Here is an 18,086-nt window from a genome sequence, read left to right as displayed (position 1 = left end):
GCTCGCGCCGCGATGAGGCAGGCTGTCCGCCACCGAACGGAGGAGACCGAACGGAAGGGGAGGCTCGTGGACGCCGACGTCGTCGTGGTGGGGGCCGGACCGGCCGGGCTCTCCTGCGCGCTGCGACTGCAGCGGCGGGGGCGGGACGTCGTCGTCCTCGAGGCGGACGATCGGGTGGGCGGCAGCTCCCGCACCGACGTCGTGGACGGGTTCCGCGTCGACCGTGGGTTCGGGGTCGTCGCGACCGGTGACCCGCGGGTCCGGGAGGTGCTCGACCTGCGCGCCCTGCACCTGCGCCCGTTCGGCCGCGGGCTCGCGGTGCGCCGCGGCGACGGGCTGACCGTCGTCGCCGACCCCCTGCGCCATCCGCGGCACGCCTGGTCGACGGCCACCGGTCCGTACCGGGACCGGGGCGTGTTCGCGGCGCTCGTCTCGTGGCTGGCCCCGTCCCCGCGCCGACACCGCTCCCCCGACCCGGAGAGCCTGGCCCGCTCGCTCGACGCGGCCGGCGTCCGCGGCCTCCTGCGGACCGAGGTGCTCGAGCCCCTCGCGGCCGCGCTGCTGGTGCAGGGCCCCGACGAGACGTCCGCCGCCGCCGCACGCCTCCTGGCGCGGTCGCTCGCCCTCGGCACGCCCGGGCTGCCCACCCAGGGCCGGGCCGCGGTGCCGGAGCAACTCGCGGCCGCTCTCACCGCCCCTCCGGGGACCTCGACGCGCGTGCGGGCCGTGCGGCGGGCCGGATCGACGTGGCTCGTCGAGCACGAGGCCGGCTCGATCCGCGCCGACCGCGTCGTCGTCGCGACCGATCCCGCCGAGGCCGCCCGCCTCCTCGGCCGTGCGGCGCCGCCGACGCGCGGCCTGGTCACGTGGTGGTTCGCGGCCGACGAGCGCCCGAGCGACCTGCCGTTCCTCGTCCTCGACCCGCGGCAGGGGTCCGGCCCGGTCGTCCACACTGCGGTCGTGAGCAACGTCGCGCCCTCCTACGCCCCCGCCGGCCGGCACCTGCTCCAGGCGACCGCGATCGTGCCCGCCGGCGCCGACCCGGCCCCGGAGGGCGAGGTACGGGCCGAGCTCGCCGAGATCTTCCGGGTCCCGACGTCGCGGTGGGACCTCGTGGCGCGGCACCTGCGCCCCCACGCCGTGCCCGACGCCCCGCCGCATCGGCGCCCCCACCCCGACGCCCGGGTCGACGAGGGCCTCTACGTCTGTTCCGACGACCGCGACACCGCGACCGTCAACGGCGCGCTCGACTCCGGCCGGCGCGCCGCCCGCACGCTGCTGCACCGCGACGCCCACCCCGAGCTCCCCTGACCCGGGGCCGCGGTCGGCGAACATCGCGACAGCGCCCGCACGCTCGAGGGCGGGACCGCTCAGCGCCAGCGCGTGGCCGCGCACAGCACGGCGAGGGCGGTGGGGCCGGCGCTCGAGCTGCGCAGGACGGTGGCCCCGAGCCGGACCGGGACGGCGCCCGCCGCCTCGAACGCGGCGAGCTCGGCCGGGTCGATGCCGCCCTCCGGGCCGACGACGATCACCACGTCGCCCAGCTCCGGCAGGTCGAGCCCGGCGAGTGGGGTGGTGGCGTCCTCGTGCAGGACGAGCGCGAGGTCGGCGCGGGCCATCTCGGCGGCGAGGCCGGCCGTGCTCACGGGGCCACGGACCTCGGGCACGGTGGCACGCCGCGACTGCTTGCTCGCCGCCTCGGCGAGCGTGACCCACTTGCGCAGGGACTTCTCGGCGCGCTCGGGCCGCCACACGACCACGCTGCGGCCGGCCTGCCAGGCGAGGACGGCGTCGACGCCGAGCTCGGTCGCGGCCTCGACCGCCTGCTCGTCGCGCCCGCCCTTGGCGAGGGCCTGGGCCAACACGAAGCGGGGTCCGTCGGGCGCGCCCGGCCGGAGCAGCGCGAGCTCGACGCGGACGAGGCCGTCGGCGACCTCGACGACGCTCCCCTGCCCGAGCAGGCCGGAGCCGTCCGCGACGAGCAGTTCCTCCCCCACCCGCGCGCGCTTGACGGTGGCCGCGTGGTGCCCCTCGGCGCCGTCGAGGGTGACGACGTCGCCGGGCCCGCGGCCGGCGAGGGCGCCGGGCGCGAGCCGGAAGAGGGCTGCGGTCACTTGCCGCGGAACGCGTCGCGCAGCTTGCCGAACAGGCCCGAGCCCTCGACGGACGTGAGGTTGCCGGACGGGCTCTCCTCGCCGCGCAGCGCGGCGAGGCGGCGCACGAGCTCCTCCTGCTCGCCCGAGAGCCGCGTGGGGGTGACGACCTTGAGCTGGGCGACGAGGTCCCCGCGCCCGCTGCCGCGCAGGTGCGTGACCCCCTTGCCCCGCAGCGTGTGGACCTCGCCCGTCTGCGAGCCGGCGCGGACCGTGATCTCCTCGATCCCGTCGAGCGTCTCCATCGGCAGGATCGTGCCCAGCGCGGCGGCCGTCATGGGCAGTTCGAGGACGCAGTGCAGGTCGTCGCCGCGGCGGTGGAAGACCTCGTGCGGCCGGACGACGATCTCGACGTAGAGGTCGCCGGCGGGCCCGGCCCCGGGGCCGACCTCGCCCTCGCCGCCGAGCTGGATCCGCGTGCCGGTGTCGACGCCGGCGGGCACCTTGAGGGTGAGCGTGCGGCGGGTGCGGACGCGGCCGTGCCCGGAGCACTCGAAGCAGGGGTCCGTGATGACCGACCCGAACCCCTGGCACGCGGTGCACGGGCGCGACGTCATGACCTGCCCGAGGAAGCTGCGCTGCACCTGCTGGACCTCGCCGCGGCCCGCACACACGTCGCACGTGCGGGTGCCCGTCCCGGGCTGCGCGCCCTCCCCGTGGCACGTCGTGCACGCCACGGCCGTGTCGACGCTCACCTCCTCCTCGGCGCCGAACACGGCGCCGCGCAGGTCGATGTCGAGGCGGATGAGGGCGTCCTGGCCGCGCTGGCGGCGCGAGCGCGGGCCGCGCTGGGCGCCCCCGGCCGCGCCGCCGAAGAAGGCGTCCATGATGTCGCTGAACGAGAAGCCCTGGCCGAAGCCGTCCGCGGCGCCGCCGTAGGGGTCCGCCCCCGCGTCGTAGGACCGCTTCTTGGCGGGGTCGGAGAGCACGTCGTAGGCCTGCGAGATCTTCTTGAACTCGGCCTCGGCCTCGGGCCCCGGGTTGACGTCGGGGTGGAGCTTGCGGGCCTGGCGGCGGTAGGCGCGCTTGATCTCCTCGACGGAGGCGTCACGCGACACGCCGAGGTCGGCGTAGTAGTCGTTCACAGGGAGGTCTTCTTCCGCGGGTCGGGTCGGGTCTGAGGTCGGGGGGGCGGCGCTCACGTGTCGAGCAGCCGGGAGACGTAGCGGGCGACGGCCCGCACGGACGTCATGGTGCTCGGGTAGTCCATGCGCGTCGGGCCGAGGACGGCGATCCCGGCCAGGACGTCGTCGCCGGCGCCGTACCCGGTGCTGACGACGGAGGTCGCGGCGAGGCCGTCGTGGGCGTTCTCGTGGCCGATGCTGACGGCCACCCCGTTCGCCGATCCCTCCTGGCCCAGGGACGTGAACAACCGGAGGAGGACGACGTGTTCCTCGAGGGCGTCGAGGACCGGTTCGATGGTGAGGGGGAAGTCGGGGCCGAGCCTGGCCAGGTGCGAGGTGCCCGCGAGGACGACCCGCTCCTCCCGCTGCTCGACGAGCGCCCCCTCGAGCACGGCGACGATGCAGCGGGCGAGGTCGCGATCGGCGGGGTCGAGCGCGTCGGGGGCCGACGCGAGCTCCGCGGACGCGTCCGCGAGCAGCCGCCCCACCGCGAGCTCGTTGACGAGGTCGCGCACGCGGACGAGCCGCTCCTGGCCGGCCGGCGTCGACGGATCGGGCTCGACCTCGACGATGCGCTGCTCGACCCGCCCGGTGTCGAGGATGAGGACGACCATGATCCGCCCGGGGCCGACGGCGAGCACCTCGACGTGCCGCACCCGGGAGCGGCTCAGGGACGGGTACTGCATGACGGCGACCTTGCGGGTCAGGCTCGCGAGGAGCCGCACGGTGCGGTCGACGACGTCGTCGAGGTCGACCGCACCCTCGAGGAAGCGCGCGACGGCGGTGCGCTGCGCGCTGCTCAGGGGTCGCAGCATCTCGATCTGGTCGACGAAGGCGCGGTAGCCGGCGTCGGTCGGCACCCGGCCGGCGCTCGTGTGCGGGGCGGTGATGAGGCCCTCGTCCTCGAGGATCGCCATGTCGTTGCGGACGGTGGCCGCCGACACTCCGAGCGCGTGCCGCTCCAGCAGGGACTTGGACCCCACCGGCTCGGACGTGTCGACGTAGTCCTGCACGATCGCCCGCAGGATCGCCCGTCGTCGTTCGTCGCTCATCGTCGCCTCCTGCCGTTCGGATCTGTCCTGCTGCTCGGATCGGTCGTGCCGCTCGGATCTGCGGTGCTCGTCGACACTGCCGTGCCGCGCGCCCGGCGAGCCTGGCACTCAGCGCCCGCGAGTGCCAGTTTACGATCCCCGGATGGACTTCTCATCCGACCGGTACGGCAGCGACCCCCTCGCGGGCGGGTCGCGCACCCATCGCCGCCGGGCCGCGGAGCCCGTCGCCGCCGAGCGGGGCCTCGTCGTCGAGGACGTCCAGACCGGGTGGTGCGGGGCGGTCGTCGCCGTCGAGAAGGCGGGCGGCCTGCACGTCGTGCACCTGCAGGACCGGCGGGGCCGGACGAAGGCGTTCTCGCTCGGGCCGGGTTTCCTGCTCGACGGCGCCCCGGTCGTCCTCACCCCGCCGACCGCCCGGACGGACGCCGCCCGGGCCGCGGCCGGAGCAGCCTCGGGCCGCACGGCCAGCGGGTCTCGGGCCGTGGCGGGCAGCCGGGCCCGGGTCGCGGCCGGCTCGCGCATCTTCGTCGAGGGTCGCCACGACGCCGAGCTCGTCGAGAAGGTGTGGGGTGACGACCTAAGGGTCGAGGGCGTCGTCGTCGAGATGCTCGACGGGGTGGACGACCTGCGCGCCGTCATCGAGGACTTCGCTCCGACCGCGCAGGCCCGGATGGGGGTGCTCGTCGACCATCTCGTGCCGGGGTCGAAGGAGACCCGGGTCGTCGACGCCGTGCACGGCCTGCGACCGTGGGCCGAGCACGTCCACATCGTGGGACACCCGTACGTCGACGTGTGGCAGTCGGTCCGCCCGGAGCGGTTGGGGTGGGAGTCGTGGCCGACGATCCCCCGGGGCACCTCGTGGAAGCACGGCATCCTCGCGCACCTCGGCCGCCCGCACGACACCCAGGCCGACGTGGCCCGCGGCTGGAAGTACATCCTCGGCACCGTGCGCACGTACGCCGACCTCGAACCCGCGTTCCTCGGCCGGGTGGAGGAGCTCATCGACTTCGTCACGGTGGGCACCCGGGGCTGAGCTCCCCGAGGAACGGATCAGAACCCGAGGAGCGCGCGGACGACGGTGTCGGCGAGCAGGCGCCCCCGCAGGGTGAGGACGGCGCGCCGCTGCGCCTCCCCGCCCTCGCGTGCGGGCCGACCGCCGAGGGCGGCTCCCGGGTCGAGCAGGCCGTCGGCGACGAGCCCGGCGACGGCGGCCCGGCCCCGCGCGTCGAGGTCGGACAGCGGGAGCCCGTCGGCGAGGCGCACCCCGAGCAGGACCCGTTCGTCGTGGCGCTGCTCCGGGGTGAGGGCCTCCCGTCCCGCGGCCGGCGAGTCCCCCGCCGCGAGCATCGAGGCGTACCGGGCCGGGTGCTTGACGTTCCACCACCGGACGCCGCCGACGTGGCCGTGGGCGCCGGGGCCGATGCCCCACCAGTTCCCGCCGGCCCAGTAGCCCTCGTTGTGGCGACAGCGACCCCGCGACGTACGGGTGAAGTTGCTCACCTCGTACCAGTCGTAGCCGGCGGCGCCGAGCAGCTCGTCGGCGAGTTCGTACTTGTCGGCCTCGTCGTCGTCGCTCGGCGCGGGGACGGCGCCGCGGCGGACCCGGGCGGCCAGGGCGGTGCCCTCCTCGACGACGAGGGCGTAGGCCGAGACGTGGTCCGGCTCGAGCGCGAGCACCGCCTCGAGCGAGGCGCGCCAGTCCTGCAGGGACTCCCCCGGCGTGCCGTAGATGAGGTCGAGGCTGACCGCGAGGCCGGCCGCGCGGGCGCCCCGCACTGCGCGGGCGACGTTCGCGGGGTCGTGCGTGCGGTCGAGCACCCCGAGCACGTGCGGGACCGCCGATTGCATGCCGAGGCTGACGCGGGTGATACCGCCCTCGGCGAGGGCCGCGAGGCTCGCCTCGTCGACCGAGTCGGGGTTGGCCTCCGTCGTCACCTCCGCATCGGGCCGGAGGCCGAACGTGTCCCGGACGGCGCCCACGAGGCCGGTCAGCTCCGCGGTCGGCAGGAGGGTCGGGGTGCCGCCGCCGACGAAGATCGTGTCGACGACGGGCGCGTCGGCGCCCAGGACCCGCGCCGCCAGGTCGATCTCGGCGCGGGCCGCGTCGGTGTAGGAAGCCACGAGCGAGGGCAGTCCAGCGCGGGGGTCGGTGGCCCCGGGGGTCGCCCGGGTCGGAGCGAGGAGCTCGCGCGGGGTGTAGGTGTTGAAGTCGCAGTACCCGCAGCGCGTGGCGCAGAACGGGACGTGCAGGTACATCCCGAACGGCACGCCGGCGAGGCCCGCGAGGGCCTGCGCGTCGAGCGCTCCGTCGGCCGGGGCGGGGTCACCGTCGGGCAGCCGCGGCACGGGCGCACCTCCCGTGCTGCGTCGGCGTCACGCCGGTCGGCATCGTCGGCGCTGCTTGCGTCGGACAGGACGACCGTCCGATACTGGGAGTGGACACGTGTCGCGTCCACGCAGGCGCCGCAACGACATCGACCCGATCCACCCGATCGGGGCCGCGCGGTGGGCGGCGGGGACGGCGGCCGGGGGGACCGTCCAGGTGGTGGCCCTCCCGACGCGGCGACGCGGCCACCGGGGAGAAGGGGTGGACGTACGCAGGGCCGGACGGGCGGGGGCACTCCCCCGCCGACGCGCCGGCACCGCACCCCGATCCCGAGAACACCCGCGGCGGGCGGCTCGCCCGGCGTTGAGCGTCGCCCTCCCGGCGCTCAACGTCGGGCAGGTCGCCCGCCCGCGTCCGGCGGCAGGTCGTGCGGACGGTCCGGCGGCAGGTCTTGCGGCAGGGGGTCATCGGCGCACCACGTCGAGGTCGACGACGGTCCGCCCGGCCTCGAGGGCCTTGCGCTCGTAGCGCGTCAGGGGCCGGTCGGAGAACCGCGGCGCGTCGGCGTCGCCCCGCCCGCCCGAGGCCGGCCCGAGCAGGGGGCACGAGGCGATCGCGGCGCGCATGTGCTCGGCGTAGTCGGCCCAGTCGGTGGCCAGGCGCAGGTGGCCGCCCCGGCGCAGGGCCCGCGCGCAGTCGGCCACCGTGTCGGCCTGCACGAGACGCCGTTTGTGGTGCCGGGCCTTGGGCCACGGGTCGGGGAAGAAGATGCGGATCTCGTCGACCGAGCCGGAGGGCAGGGCGGCGGCGAGCAACGCCCGCGCGTCCGCCTCGAGCACGCGCACGTTGCCCACACCGAGCCGGTGTGCCCCGAGCACGGTGCGGGCTGCACCGGGCCGGTAGACCTCGACGGCCAGGTGGTCGACGTCGGGGTGCGCCGCGGCGCACGCGAGCACCGACTCGCCGGTGCCCGACCCGATCTCGATCACCAGGGGCGCGGACCGGCCGAACTCCGCGGCGGCGTCGAGGCGCCAGTCGGGGTGCAGGCTCGTGGAGCGCTCCGCGCGCGCCGGCGCGACGACGAGCCGTGCGTAGGGGGGCTCGAAGGCGCGGGTGACCTGGCGCGAGGCCCGGCCGTCGCGCCGGGCGAACGAGACGACCTCGCGGCGCAGGAGCCCGCCGGCGGGGGCGTCCTGCGTCGGGGCGGAGCAGGACCGGGCCGGCACTACTTCCCGGCCTTCTCCGGCACGACCGCGTCGTTGGACAGCGCCGCGATGAAGGCCTCCTGCGGCACCTCGACGCGGCCGACCATCTTCATGCGCTTCTTGCCCTCCTTCTGCTTCTCGAGCAGCTTGCGCTTCCGGGAGATGTCGCCGCCGTAGCACTTCGCGAGCACGTCCTTGCGGATGGCGCGGATCGTCTCGCGGGCGATGATCCGGCTGCCGATGGCGGCCTGGATCGGGACCTCGAACTGCTGCCGGGGGATGAGCTTGCGCAGCTTCTCGGCCATGAGGACGCCGTACGCGTACGCCTTGTCGCGGTGCACGATCGAGCTGAACGCGTCGACCTGGTCGCCCTGGAGCAGGATGTCGACCTTGACGAGGTCGGCCACCTGGTCGCCGTCGGGCTCGTAGTCGAGGGAGGCGTAGCCGCGCGTCTTGCTCTTGAGCTGGTCGAAGAAGTCGAAGACGATCTCGGCGAGCGGGAGCGTGTAGCGCATCTCGACCCGCTCCGGCGAGAGGTAGTCCATGCCGCGCAGGGTGCCGCGGCGCTGCTGGCACAGCTCCATGATCGCGCCGATGAAATCGCTCGGCGCGAGGACGGTGGCGCGGACGACGGGTTCGCGCACCTCGCGGATCTTGCCCTCGGGGAACTCGCTGGGGTTGGTCACCTCGACGTGGCTGCCGTCCTCCAACGTGACGTCGTACTCGACGTTCGGCAGGGTCGAGATGAGGTCGAGGTTGAACTCCCGCTCGAGGCGCTCCCGGACGATCTCGAGGTGGAGCATCCCGAGGAAGCCGACACGGAAACCGAAGCCGAGCGCGGCCGAGGTCTCGGGCTCGTAGACGAGCGCCGCGTCGTTGAGCTTCAGCTTGTCGAGGGCGTCGCGCAGGATCGGGTAGTCCGAGCCGTCGATCGGGTACAGGCCGGAGAACACCATGGGGCGCGGGTCGCGGTACCCGCCGAGCGCCTGAGTCGCCGGCTTGGCCTGGTTGGTCACCGTGTCGCCGACGCGTGACTGCCGCACGTCCTTCACGCCCGTGATGAGGTAGCCGACCTCGCCGACGCCGAGGCCGTCGCACTTGACGGGCTCGGGTGAGATGACCCCGATCTCGAGCAGCTCGTGGGTGGCCTTCGTGCTCATCATCGCGATGCGCTCGCGCGGGTTGAGGTTGCCGTCGACGACCCGGACGTAGGTGACGACGCCGCGGTAACTGTCGTAGACCGAGTCGAAGATCATGGCGCGGGACGGCGCGTCGGGATCGCCCACCGGGGGTGGGATCTGGCGCACGATCTCCTCGAGCAGGTCCTCCACGCCCTCGCCGGTCTTGCCCGACACCCGCAGGCAGTCCTCCGGCTCGCAGCCGATGAGCCCGGCGAGTTCCTCGGCGAACTTGTCGGGCTGCGCCGCCGGCAGGTCGATCTTGTTGAGCACCGGGATGATCGTCAGGTCGTTCTCCATGGCCAGGTACAGGTTGGCCAGCGTCTGCGCCTCGATCCCCTGCGCGGCGTCGACGAGCAGCACGGCCCCCTCGCACGCGGCCAGGCTGCGCGAGACCTCGTACGTGAAGTCGACGTGCCCGGGGGTGTCGATCATGTTGAGCACGTACGGCTCGCCGCCGCTCTCGAACGGCATGCGCACGGCCTGGCTCTTGATGGTGATGCCGCGCTCGCGCTCGATGTCCATGCGGTCGAGGTACTGGGCGCGCATCGCGCGCTCCTCGACGACGCCCGTCTTCTGCAGCATCCGGTCGGCGAGCGTGGACTTGCCGTGATCGATGTGCGCGATGATGCAGAAGTTGCGGATGCGCTGCGGCGGGGTCGCGTGCGGAGCCAGCGGCGTGCGGGCCAGGGTGGACAAGGGCGGGTACCTCGCAGGTCGACGTCGGCGGGCGCCTGCCGCTCGGTCCGTGCGGTGAGGCACGTTCCGACGCACCGCGCCGGGCGCGACGCCGGCCGAGCGGAGGCCGACGACCATCATCCCACGCTCCGGCGGCGCCGGGGCGACCGCACGTGGCTCGTGGGGCGCGACCCGGGACGCGACGGGGTCGACTCGGACCGCGCCCGGCGGGTATCGGGGCGCCCGTCCCTACCTCCTGCGCCCTGCCGCGCGCGCCTGATATCCCGGTATCCCGATATCCCGGCATCCCGTATTGCGACATCCACGACGCCCGGTATCTCCCGGTATCGCCCGCCGTGACCGGATCGTGACCCCATCCTCGCTCGCGGGGCACCCGCGTGGGGATAGATAGAGCGGCATCCCGCACGGATCCCCCTCCAGGAGTTCAAATGCCCTCTCGGACAATGAAGTTCGGACATGCACGGGCCGCCAGGGCGGCCGCCCTCGTCGCGGCGGCAGCCACCGCCCTCGCCGCCGGAGCCCTCGCCGACCCTGCGGCCGCGTCGCCCGCCGACGCGGCCGACCGAGCCGCGGCGGACGCGCGCCCCGCCACCGCGGCGGCCGCGCCCGGGGAGGACGCCGCCAGCCTCGTCACCGTGACCGCCCCCACGAAGGCGGCCCGCGACCGACTGGCGCGCCTCGGCTTCGACGTCACCGAGCACGCGACGACGCGCACCCGCGACGTCGTCCTGCACGGGCGGGCCGACGCCACCCGCCTGCGCGCCGCCGGCTTCCGCTGGCAGGTCAAGGTCGCCGATCTCGCGGCGCAGCAGCGCCGGTTCGCCGCCGCGGACCGGGCCTACGCGAAGGCCACGTCCCGCTCCCCGCTGCCCAGCGGCCGCACCGCCTACCGCACCTACGACGACTACGTCGCCGACATGAAGAAGCTCGCGACGACGTACCCGACACTCGTGCGCCTGATCACGCTGCCCAACCGGACGACCCTGGGGCGCCCGGTCCACGGCCTCGAGATCACCACCGACGTCCACCGGCTCGACGACGGCAAGCCCGTCTACCTCGTCATGGGCGCCCACCACGCGCGAGAGTGGCCGTCGTCGGAGGCGAGCATGGAGTACGCCTTCGACCTCCTCGCCAACCGCGCGAACCGGGCCGGCGACGCCCGCGCGAGGCGCATCGTGGCGCAGTCGCGGACGATCATCGTGCCCGTCGTCAACGTCGACGGCTTCATCGTCTCGCGCAGCGCCGCACCCAAGGGCGACTTCTCGCCCACCGACCACGAGAACCGCCGCAAGACGTGCTCGATCAGCGCGCACACGCCGGCCGACCAGCGCGGCGGCACCTGCGCCGACAACCCCGCCGGCCGCCTGCGGGGCACCGACGCCAACCGCAACTACCCGGGATTCTGGGGCGGCCCCGGCGCGTCCGCGGACTGGCGCAGCGACACCTACCGCGGGGACGCCCCGGGATCCGAGCCCGAGGTCGACAACATCCGCCGACTGGTCTCGCAGCGGCAGGTCGTCACCCTCGTCTCCAACCACACCTACAGCAACCTCGTCCTGCGCCCCCCGAGCATCCTCGATTCCGGCCTCACCCCCGACGAGCCGCTCTACCGCACCCTCGGCGGGGCCATGGCCGAGGCCATGGGCTACGTCAACCAGCGCTCGTTCGAGCTCTACGACACCTCCGGCAGCGTCGAGGACTGGAGCTACTGGAACACCGGCGGCCTCGGTTTCACCTTCGAGATCGGCAAGGAGGGCTTCCACCCGCCGTTCGCCTCGGGCGTCGTCGCCGAGTACGTCGGGGCCGCGCCCGCGCCGGGCGCCGACAAGGGGGGCATCCGGGAGGCGTTGTACCGCGGCTCGATGTCGACCCTCGACGCCCGCCGGCACGCGCGGATCGTCGGCACCGCCCCGCGCGGACACACGCTGTCAATCCGCAAGCAGTTCATCAGCGCGACGTCGCCGGTCATCGGGACCGACGGCGGCGTGGGCGCGCCGCGCTACTACTCCGACACCTTGACGAGCTCGCTGCGGTCGTCCGGCGGACGGTTCGACTGGGCCGTCAACCCCTCGACGCGGCCCCTCGTGGCCGGCCGCTACGGACGCGACCCGGTGGCCCCTCCCTCGGCGCCGATCACCCTCGTCAACCCGGCGGGCGTGCCGGCGCTCGGCAAGAGCGAACAGGCCACGTTCACCGTGGCCGGCCCGCCGGCCGCCGACAACGGCAAGGTGGTCGTCGAGGTGGGGTGGACCGGCGATACCGGCAACCCGGCCGTCGACTGGGACGTCGAGATCCTCGGTCCCGACGGCAAGCCCGTCGCCTCGGCCGGCACGCTCGCCCAGCCGGAGAAGGCGACGCTGCTCGACCCGGTGCCCGGCACGTACACCGTCCGCGTGACGAACTTCGCCGGCGGCGCCAGCGCCGACTGGCGCGGCAAGGTCACGTTCGCCTCCCCCGCGCCCGCGACGTACTCGGGCCTGAAGGAGGCGTGGACGCTGACGTGCACCCGCGACGCGCGGCGCAAGGTCGTCAACACGATGGAGGTCGTCGTCGACCGCGGCGGGGTCGCGGACGTCGGCCGCCGGGCCTGCCGCCCCGGCGGCCGCTGACCCGACGATCGCGCCGGGGTCGCCACCCCACGGACGGCGACCCCGGCGCGCTACCGTCCCGGTATGAGTTCCGGACGTTGGATGCGCCTCGCCCGCTCGCTGACCACCGACCTCGCCCGCGCCGTGCTCGACGGGGCGCTCGGGCGATCGACGCGGACGGGGCGGCCGGGGCAGACAGGGCGGCGCGATCCAACGAGGCCCCGACCCGCCGCTCCCCCGCCGGGGCGGCGGACCGCCGCGGGCGGGTACCCCGGCGACTACACCGGGCCCGTGCCCACCTCATACGCGCCGCGCGCCGACGGGAACGCCGACCCCGGCGAGATCGTGTGGGCGTGGGTCCCCTACGAGGAGGACCACTCCCGGGGCAAGGACCGGCCCGCCCTCGTCATCGGACGCGACGACGCCTGGCTGCTCGCCCTGCCCGTGACGAGCCAGGACCACGACCGCGACGCCGCCCAGGAGGCCCGCGCCGGGCGCCGCTGGATGGACATCGGTACCGGCCCCTGGGACCCCCGGGGCCGCGCCAGCGAGGTGCGCGTCAACCGGATCGTCCGGCTCGACGCCGGCTCCGTGCGCCGGGAGGGCGCCGCCCTCCCCCGCGACCTCTTCGACGAGGTGGTGGCCGAGGTCCGCCGACACGCCTGACCGGCGCAGGCCGACCCTGGCCGGGCCCGGGACGGACGACGGCCCGGTGCCCACGGGCACCGGGCCGTCCTCACGTCACGCTCGCGCGCACCCTCCGCTGCGTGTTCGTCAGTCCATACCTCAGCTCGGACTTCCTCCACTCCGCTACGGGCGCACACTCGCTACGCTCGCGCGCACCCTCCGCTGCGTGTTCGTCAGTCCATACCTCAGCTCGGACTTCCTCCACTCCGCTACGGGCGCACACTCGCTACGCTCGGGCGCACCCTCCGCTGCGTGTTCGTCAGTCCAAGTAGTCGCGCAGCACCTGGCTCCGCGACGGGTGGCGCAGCTTGCTCATCGTCTTGCTCTCGATCTGGCGGATGCGCTCGCGCGTCACGCCGTAGACCTTGCCGATCTCGTCGAGCGTCTTCGGCTGACCGTCCGTGAGACCGAACCGCATGGAGACGACGCCCGCCTCGCGCTCGGAGAGCGTGTCGAGCACCGAGTGCAACTGCTCCTGCAGGAGCGTGAAGCTCACCGCGTCGGCCGGGACGACCGCCTCGGAGTCCTCGATGAGGTCGCCGAACTCGGAGTCGCCGTCCTCACCCAGCGGCGTGTGCAACGAGATCGGCTCGCGGCCGTACTTCTGAACCTCGACGACCTTCTCGGGTGTCATGTCGAGCTCCTTGGCGAGCTCCTCCGGGGTCGGCTCCCGACCGAGATCCTGGAGCATCTGCCGCTGCACGCGGGCGAGCTTGTTGATGACCTCGACCATGTGCACCGGGATACGAATTGTGCGGGCCTGGTCGGCCATGGCGCGGGTGATGGCCTGACGGATCCACCACGTCGCGTACGTGGAGAACTTGAAGCCCTTGGTGTAGTCGAACTTCTCGACGGCCCGGATGAGGCCGAGGTTGCCCTCCTGGATGAGGTCGAGGAAGAGCATCCCGCGCCCCGTGTACCGCTTGGCGAGGGAGACGACGAGCCGCAGGTTGGCCTCGAGGAGGTGGTTCTTCGCGTTCTTGCCGTCCTGCGAGATCCACCACAGCTCGCGCTTGAGCTTGGTGTCCATCCCGTCGGCGGCCTTGAGCTTCTCCTCCGCGAACAGCCCGGCCTCGATGCGCTTCGCGAGCTCGACCTCCTGCTCGGCGTTGAGGAGCGCGACCTTGCCGATCTGCTTGAGGTAGTCCTTGACCGGGTCGGCCGTCGCGCCCGCGGTGATCACCTGCTGAGCGGGCGCGTCCTCCTCGTCGTCCTCGCGCAGGACGAACCCGGACTCGCCGGCGCCCTCCTCGGGCGCCTTATCGCCGGGCTTGCCCTTCGCGGCGACCGCCTTCGCGTCGTCGCCCTTGGGGTCGACCTCCTCGGCGACGGCCTCGAGCTCCACCTCGAGGTCCTCGACCACGACGTCGACGGGCTCCTCGGGCGCTCCCGGCTCGTCGGCACCCCCCGCCTTGGCCGCGGCCTTGACCGCGCTCTGGGCGGACGACGTCGCCGCCTTCTTGGCGGCCGCCTTCGTCGCGGTCTTCGCGGCCGGCTTCGCGGCGGTCTTGGCGGCCGTCTTCCGGGCCGGGGCCGCGGGGGTCTCGTCCGCCGGCTCGGCACTCGCCGGCGCCCCCGCCGGGGTTCCGCTCGCCGCCGCCGTCTTCGCGGACGCGGACTTCGTGGCGGGCTTGGCCGGGGCGGGCTTCGCCGTCTTCTTCGCGGCGGCACGCTTGCGGCCGGTCGTCACGGCCTGGGCGGCGTGCTCGGTGTCGAGGGTGATGTGCACGCCCTGACCCTCGAGGGCGCGGAGCACGGCCTTCTGACGCGCGGGCGTCAACGCGGCGGATTCGAGGGCGTTCTTCACCTCGGTGCTGTCGACGCTCCCGCGACCGGTCCCGACCTTCAGCAGCTCCTGGAGGGCGGGGTGCGAGAACTCGGCGGGCAGCGGCTTGGTCGCCGCTCCGGAGTTCGCGGGGGCAGATGTGGGGCTGGTCGCCACGAGCAGCACGTCACCTTTCGTGTATGGACGTCGACAAGGTGCGAACAGGCGTCTGACGACGGGCGATCGCGTGCCTTTCGGGGATGGTGGTACGGCGTGGGCAACGTCGGCGCGCCGCACGATGTTCCGGCCGACCGGGACGGTTCGACGCTCGTCGGGAGTACGTCTCGGTGGTGTCGTCACGGCGGATCGCGTCGCGCTGTCGGCGTGGTCCGCTTTCCATTATAAAACGCTCGTCCGTGTTCGCGCCGCCGGGCCCGTCCGGCGGGACGGGGCGGGGGGCGCGGGATCGACCGTCGTGCCAGGTCAGCGGGCCCGACTCGGATTCTTCCGGAAGCGGGGACGCCCGGTGCGTGTCGCCGCGCCGAGGGGCGGACGCTCAGTCGTCCTCGGCCTTGACGGCGAGGACCGCGCAGGACGCCTCGAGGAGGATGCGCTGCGCGTTCGAGCCGAGCAGCAGCTTGCCCACCGGGGTGCGCTTGCGCAGCCCGATGACGATCATGTCGGCGCCGACCTCGTCGGCGACCGCGATGAGGTCCTCCGCCGGCTCGTTGCCCCGCACGAACTGGCGCTCCTCGTGCTCCACCGACGACTCGGCCAGCATGCCGCGCACCTCGTCGAGCAGTGAGTCGAACTGGGCGACGTCCTTGGAGTCGAGGTTCCTCCCGCCGCGGGCAGAACTGACGACGACGAGCTTCGTCGACCGCAGGCGGCACTCCTCCGCGGCCCGGCGCAGCGCGGCGCGCCCTTCCTTCGTCGGCACATAACCCACCACGACCGCCACGTTCGTCCTCCTGCGCCAGTGCCCCCGCCGACCGGGAACGCTCCCCAGAACCGTACCGAACCCCGGCGCCGTCGGCAGCGACTCGCGCTGAGGCGCGGTCGAAGGCCCGAGCACGGTCGACGGCCCCGAGCACGGTCGAAGGCCCCGAGCGCGGTCGACGGCCTGGAGCGCGGTCGACCGCCTGAGGCGTGGTCGAAGGCCCCGGGCAGGGCCGACGACCTCAGGCGGGTCGGAGCCGCATCCCGCGCCCCGCCGCCGAGGGGCCGGGACCGCGGGGATGCACCCCCGCGGCGATCAGGCCGCTCACGAGCGTCGCGAGCCGATGCCGTCGATCGAGCTCCAGGGCGCGCGCGGCGGCCCGGCCCGCCGGACCGGTGTCGCCGTCCCACCACAGGACGGCGGCCCGGGTGGCGTGCACCGACGCGGCGCGCTGCGTCGGGCAGAGCCGCGCGAGCACCTCGAGCCGGCGCCGGGCCGGTCCGACGTCCACGCATCCGGAGGCGCCCGCCCCGGTTCCCGCGGCCACGAGGGCGCCCGGGGTGTCGCCCGGCGCGGCCGAGGCGGCCGGAGAGGAGGAGGGCCGGCGCTGCGGGCCGGGCGACGGCGGCGGCAGCGCCGCGCGGGCCGCGGGATCGAGCTCGTCCTCGCGGATGACGCCCGGCGCGAGCCGCGCCACGACGACGTCGCGCAGCGGCACGTCCTCAAGGGCCGCCACCGCGTCGACGACGAGTGCGACCAGGGTGTCGCCCACGCGTGCGACACCCTCGGGGCGAGGCGGTCCCGGGCGGGCGACGGAGACGGACCACGGGTCGACGTACGCGTCGAGGGCGCACGGCCCCGGGTCGAGGAGGGCCCGCCAGGCCCGTGCCCCGCGCCTGCGTCGCGCGGCCGGGTCCGCCGGGGACCGCACGACGAAGGCGGCGGGGTCGACCCGCTCGATCCCGGGCAGGAGGTGCCCGTCGGAGAGGGGATCGGTCGGCCACGCGGCCGACCACCACCGGTCGTCGCGGACGGTGACGACGTCGAGGACGTCCGCGCCGGCGCGGAGCAGCCGCTCGACCAACCGGGTCAGCGCCGGGTCGACGGGACCGAGCTCGAGCCCGAGGACGAGCACCCCGGCCCCCGGCGGGACCCCGGTCCACAGGCGGACGGCCTCGTCGAGGACGTCGTCGCCGGGGTGGGTGTTCGCGTCGACGCGGGCGAGGGCCGCGGGGCCGCTCGCACCGGCCCCGACGGTGGCCCAGACCAGCGCCCGGGAACCGGGAACGCTCTCGGGCCGACCCGCCGGGCCGCGCAGCGTGTGGTTCGCGGGGCCACGCAGGGCGGCGAGCACCTGCGCCAGGAACCGGCCCGTGCTCGGGGAGGTGGTCTGCGGGGGACGCGGGCGTGCCCCCGGGGAGGGTGAGGTCGTCATGGCCTCACGGTGACCGTGGCACCCGGGCAGCCGGGCGCCCCCGCACCGGACCTGGGGAGTCCGGACGGGGGCGACCGGGTGGCGATGTGCTGTGGAGGGCCGGGTCCGCCGTCACCTCAGCGGTGGTGGGGTCCGGTCACCTCGCGTCGAGGGCGAGGGTGTCGCGGCGCGGGAACTCGGAGCGCACGTGGTCGGCGATCTTGCGCATCGCCCACGTGTCGAGACCGGCCCCGAGGGCGCCGCCGAGGAACGGCACTCCCCGGCCGAAACGGCTGAAGACGCGCTTGCCGGTCTGCGTGACGAGCCGGAACCCGACGCCCTTGTTGACGGCCATGAGGACCGGCCCCGGCAGGCGCTCGGCGGCGAGGTTGGCGAGGCGGCCGGTGGACGCCTTGCCGGCCTTGCGCAGCAGGTCCTCCGCGTCGGCCCCCACGAGGGACAACAGGATCGCCGACCGGGTGGCGGGGTCCGTGACGTCGTAGCCGCGTACGGCGGCGATGGCCGCCGCCATGCGGGTCGCGACGATGTAGAAGCCCGCGACGTTGGCGGGCAGCGCCACGGGGAGCGTCACGAAGCCGCCCAGTCCGGTGACGAAACCGCCCGCGGCGGCGAGCTTGAGGTGCTCGGCGACGATGTCGTCGATGGCCCGCTCGGGGTCGCTCCGGCGGCGCATCGCCTGCGCGGCGACGTCGGCCGCGGAGTCGAACCGGCCGCGTCCGTCGATGCCGACGTCGAGCAGACGCTCCACGAGTCGGGTGCCGGCGGCCCCGAAGGCCGAGTCGTCGGAGGCCGTGGCCTCGTCGTGCGCGGATCGGCGGTCGAAGATTCCCACGTTGACTCCTTCTTGGCGCCCGGTCTCCCGGACGACGATCGGATGACGGTCGTCGGCGAGCTCACACACGTCCTCTGCCGGTCCCCACAGGCCCGTCAAGGT

At 74.6% G+C, this 18,086-nt stretch carries 14 protein-coding genes; 4 read left to right on the top strand and 10 right to left on the bottom strand.

Annotated elements, in window-relative coordinates:
• Positions 1-66 precede the first annotated feature (66 nt).
• On the top strand, positions 67-1,311 hold the full coding sequence (locus ICW24_RS12550; RefSeq protein ID WP_307781342.1) for a protoporphyrinogen/coproporphyrinogen oxidase: 1,245 nt from the start codon (positions 67-69) through the stop codon (positions 1,309-1,311).
• 59 nt (positions 1,312-1,370) lie between these two features.
• Here ICW24_RS12550 and ICW24_RS12545 read toward each other — a convergent pair whose 3' ends face one another.
• From ICW24_RS12545 to hrcA, 3 genes are read right to left on the bottom strand one after another with little or no spacing between them, the layout of a single operon-like run.
• Positions 1,371-2,114, bottom strand: a complete 744-nt coding sequence (locus ICW24_RS12545; protein ID WP_226346058.1) for a 16S rRNA (uracil(1498)-N(3))-methyltransferase — start codon at positions 2,112-2,114, stop codon at positions 1,371-1,373.
• Positions 2,111-3,238: a molecular chaperone DnaJ gene (gene dnaJ / locus ICW24_RS12540; protein ID WP_226346057.1), complete on the bottom strand. Its 1,128-nt coding sequence runs from the start codon at positions 3,236-3,238 to the stop codon at positions 2,111-2,113. Before dnaJ ends, ICW24_RS12545 begins: the two co-directional genes overlap by 4 nt.
• Before the next feature lie 53 nt (positions 3,239-3,291).
• A complete protein-coding gene (hrcA, locus tag ICW24_RS12535) occupies positions 3,292-4,329 on the bottom strand; it encodes a heat-inducible transcriptional repressor HrcA (RefSeq protein WP_226346056.1) in 1,038 nt (345 codons plus the stop codon).
• Positions 4,330-4,471: 142 nt separating this feature from the next.
• Here hrcA and ICW24_RS12530 point away from each other — a divergent pair, with 142 nt between their 5' ends.
• On the top strand, positions 4,472-5,362 hold the full coding sequence (locus ICW24_RS12530; protein WP_226346055.1) for a DUF3097 family protein: 891 nt from the start codon (positions 4,472-4,474) through the stop codon (positions 5,360-5,362).
• 17 nt (positions 5,363-5,379) lie between these two features.
• Here ICW24_RS12530 and hemW read toward each other — a convergent pair whose 3' ends face one another.
• From hemW to lepA, 3 genes are all read right to left on the bottom strand, one after another.
• Positions 5,380-6,675, bottom strand: coding sequence for a radical SAM family heme chaperone HemW (hemW, locus tag ICW24_RS12525; RefSeq protein WP_226346054.1), 1,296 nt, complete (start codon positions 6,673-6,675; stop codon positions 5,380-5,382).
• 444 nt (positions 6,676-7,119) lie between these two features.
• Entirely contained in the window at positions 7,120-7,881 is a 762-nt protein-coding gene (gene trmB, locus ICW24_RS12520; RefSeq protein WP_226346053.1) for a tRNA (guanosine(46)-N7)-methyltransferase TrmB, read from the bottom strand.
• Positions 7,881-9,728 (bottom strand): translation elongation factor 4, encoded by a 1,848-nt coding sequence (lepA, locus tag ICW24_RS12515; RefSeq protein ID WP_226346228.1) that lies wholly within the window; start codon positions 9,726-9,728, stop codon positions 7,881-7,883. The genes trmB and lepA overlap by 1 nt, the downstream gene beginning before the upstream one ends.
• Positions 9,729-10,165: 437 nt before the next feature.
• Here lepA and ICW24_RS12510 point away from each other — a divergent pair, with 437 nt between their 5' ends.
• Together ICW24_RS12510 and ICW24_RS12505 are read left to right on the top strand one after the other, a co-directional pair.
• Positions 10,166-12,346 (top strand): M14 family zinc carboxypeptidase, encoded by a 2,181-nt coding sequence (locus ICW24_RS12510; RefSeq protein ID WP_226346052.1) that lies wholly within the window; start codon positions 10,166-10,168, stop codon positions 12,344-12,346.
• A gap of 270 nt (positions 12,347-12,616) precedes the next feature.
• Positions 12,617-12,991: a type II toxin-antitoxin system PemK/MazF family toxin gene (locus ICW24_RS12505; RefSeq protein ID WP_307781341.1), complete on the top strand. Its 375-nt coding sequence runs from the start codon at positions 12,617-12,619 to the stop codon at positions 12,989-12,991.
• A 280-nt stretch (positions 12,992-13,271) separates the two neighbouring features.
• On the opposite strand, the gene ICW24_RS12500 is transcribed toward ICW24_RS12505, so the two are convergent.
• The 4 genes from ICW24_RS12500 to ICW24_RS12485 all read right to left on the bottom strand — a co-directional run bounded on the left by ICW24_RS12500 (position 13,272) and on the right by ICW24_RS12485 (position 17,984).
• Entirely contained in the window at positions 13,272-14,963 is a 1,692-nt protein-coding gene (locus tag ICW24_RS12500) for an RNA polymerase sigma factor (protein ID WP_443588049.1), read from the bottom strand.
• A gap of 370 nt (positions 14,964-15,333) precedes the next feature.
• Complete coding sequence (locus ICW24_RS12495) at positions 15,334-15,738, bottom strand: universal stress protein (RefSeq protein ID WP_226346051.1); 405 nt, start codon at positions 15,736-15,738, stop codon at positions 15,334-15,336.
• Between the two features lie 220 nt (positions 15,739-15,958).
• A complete protein-coding gene (locus tag ICW24_RS12490) occupies positions 15,959-17,152 on the bottom strand; it encodes a hypothetical protein (protein ID WP_226346050.1) in 1,194 nt (397 codons plus the stop codon).
• Positions 17,153-17,288: 136 nt separating this feature from the next.
• Positions 17,289-17,984, bottom strand: a complete 696-nt coding sequence (locus ICW24_RS12485; protein WP_226346049.1) for an EcsC family protein — start codon at positions 17,982-17,984, stop codon at positions 17,289-17,291.
• Between the last annotated feature and the right edge of the window lie 102 nt (positions 17,985-18,086).

This window comes from Agilicoccus flavus (assembly GCF_014857905.1).
Taxonomy (GTDB): Bacteria; Actinomycetota; Actinomycetes; order Actinomycetales; family Dermatophilaceae; genus Agilicoccus; species Agilicoccus flavus.
This window is presented reverse-complemented; position numbering and strand designations above follow the sequence as displayed.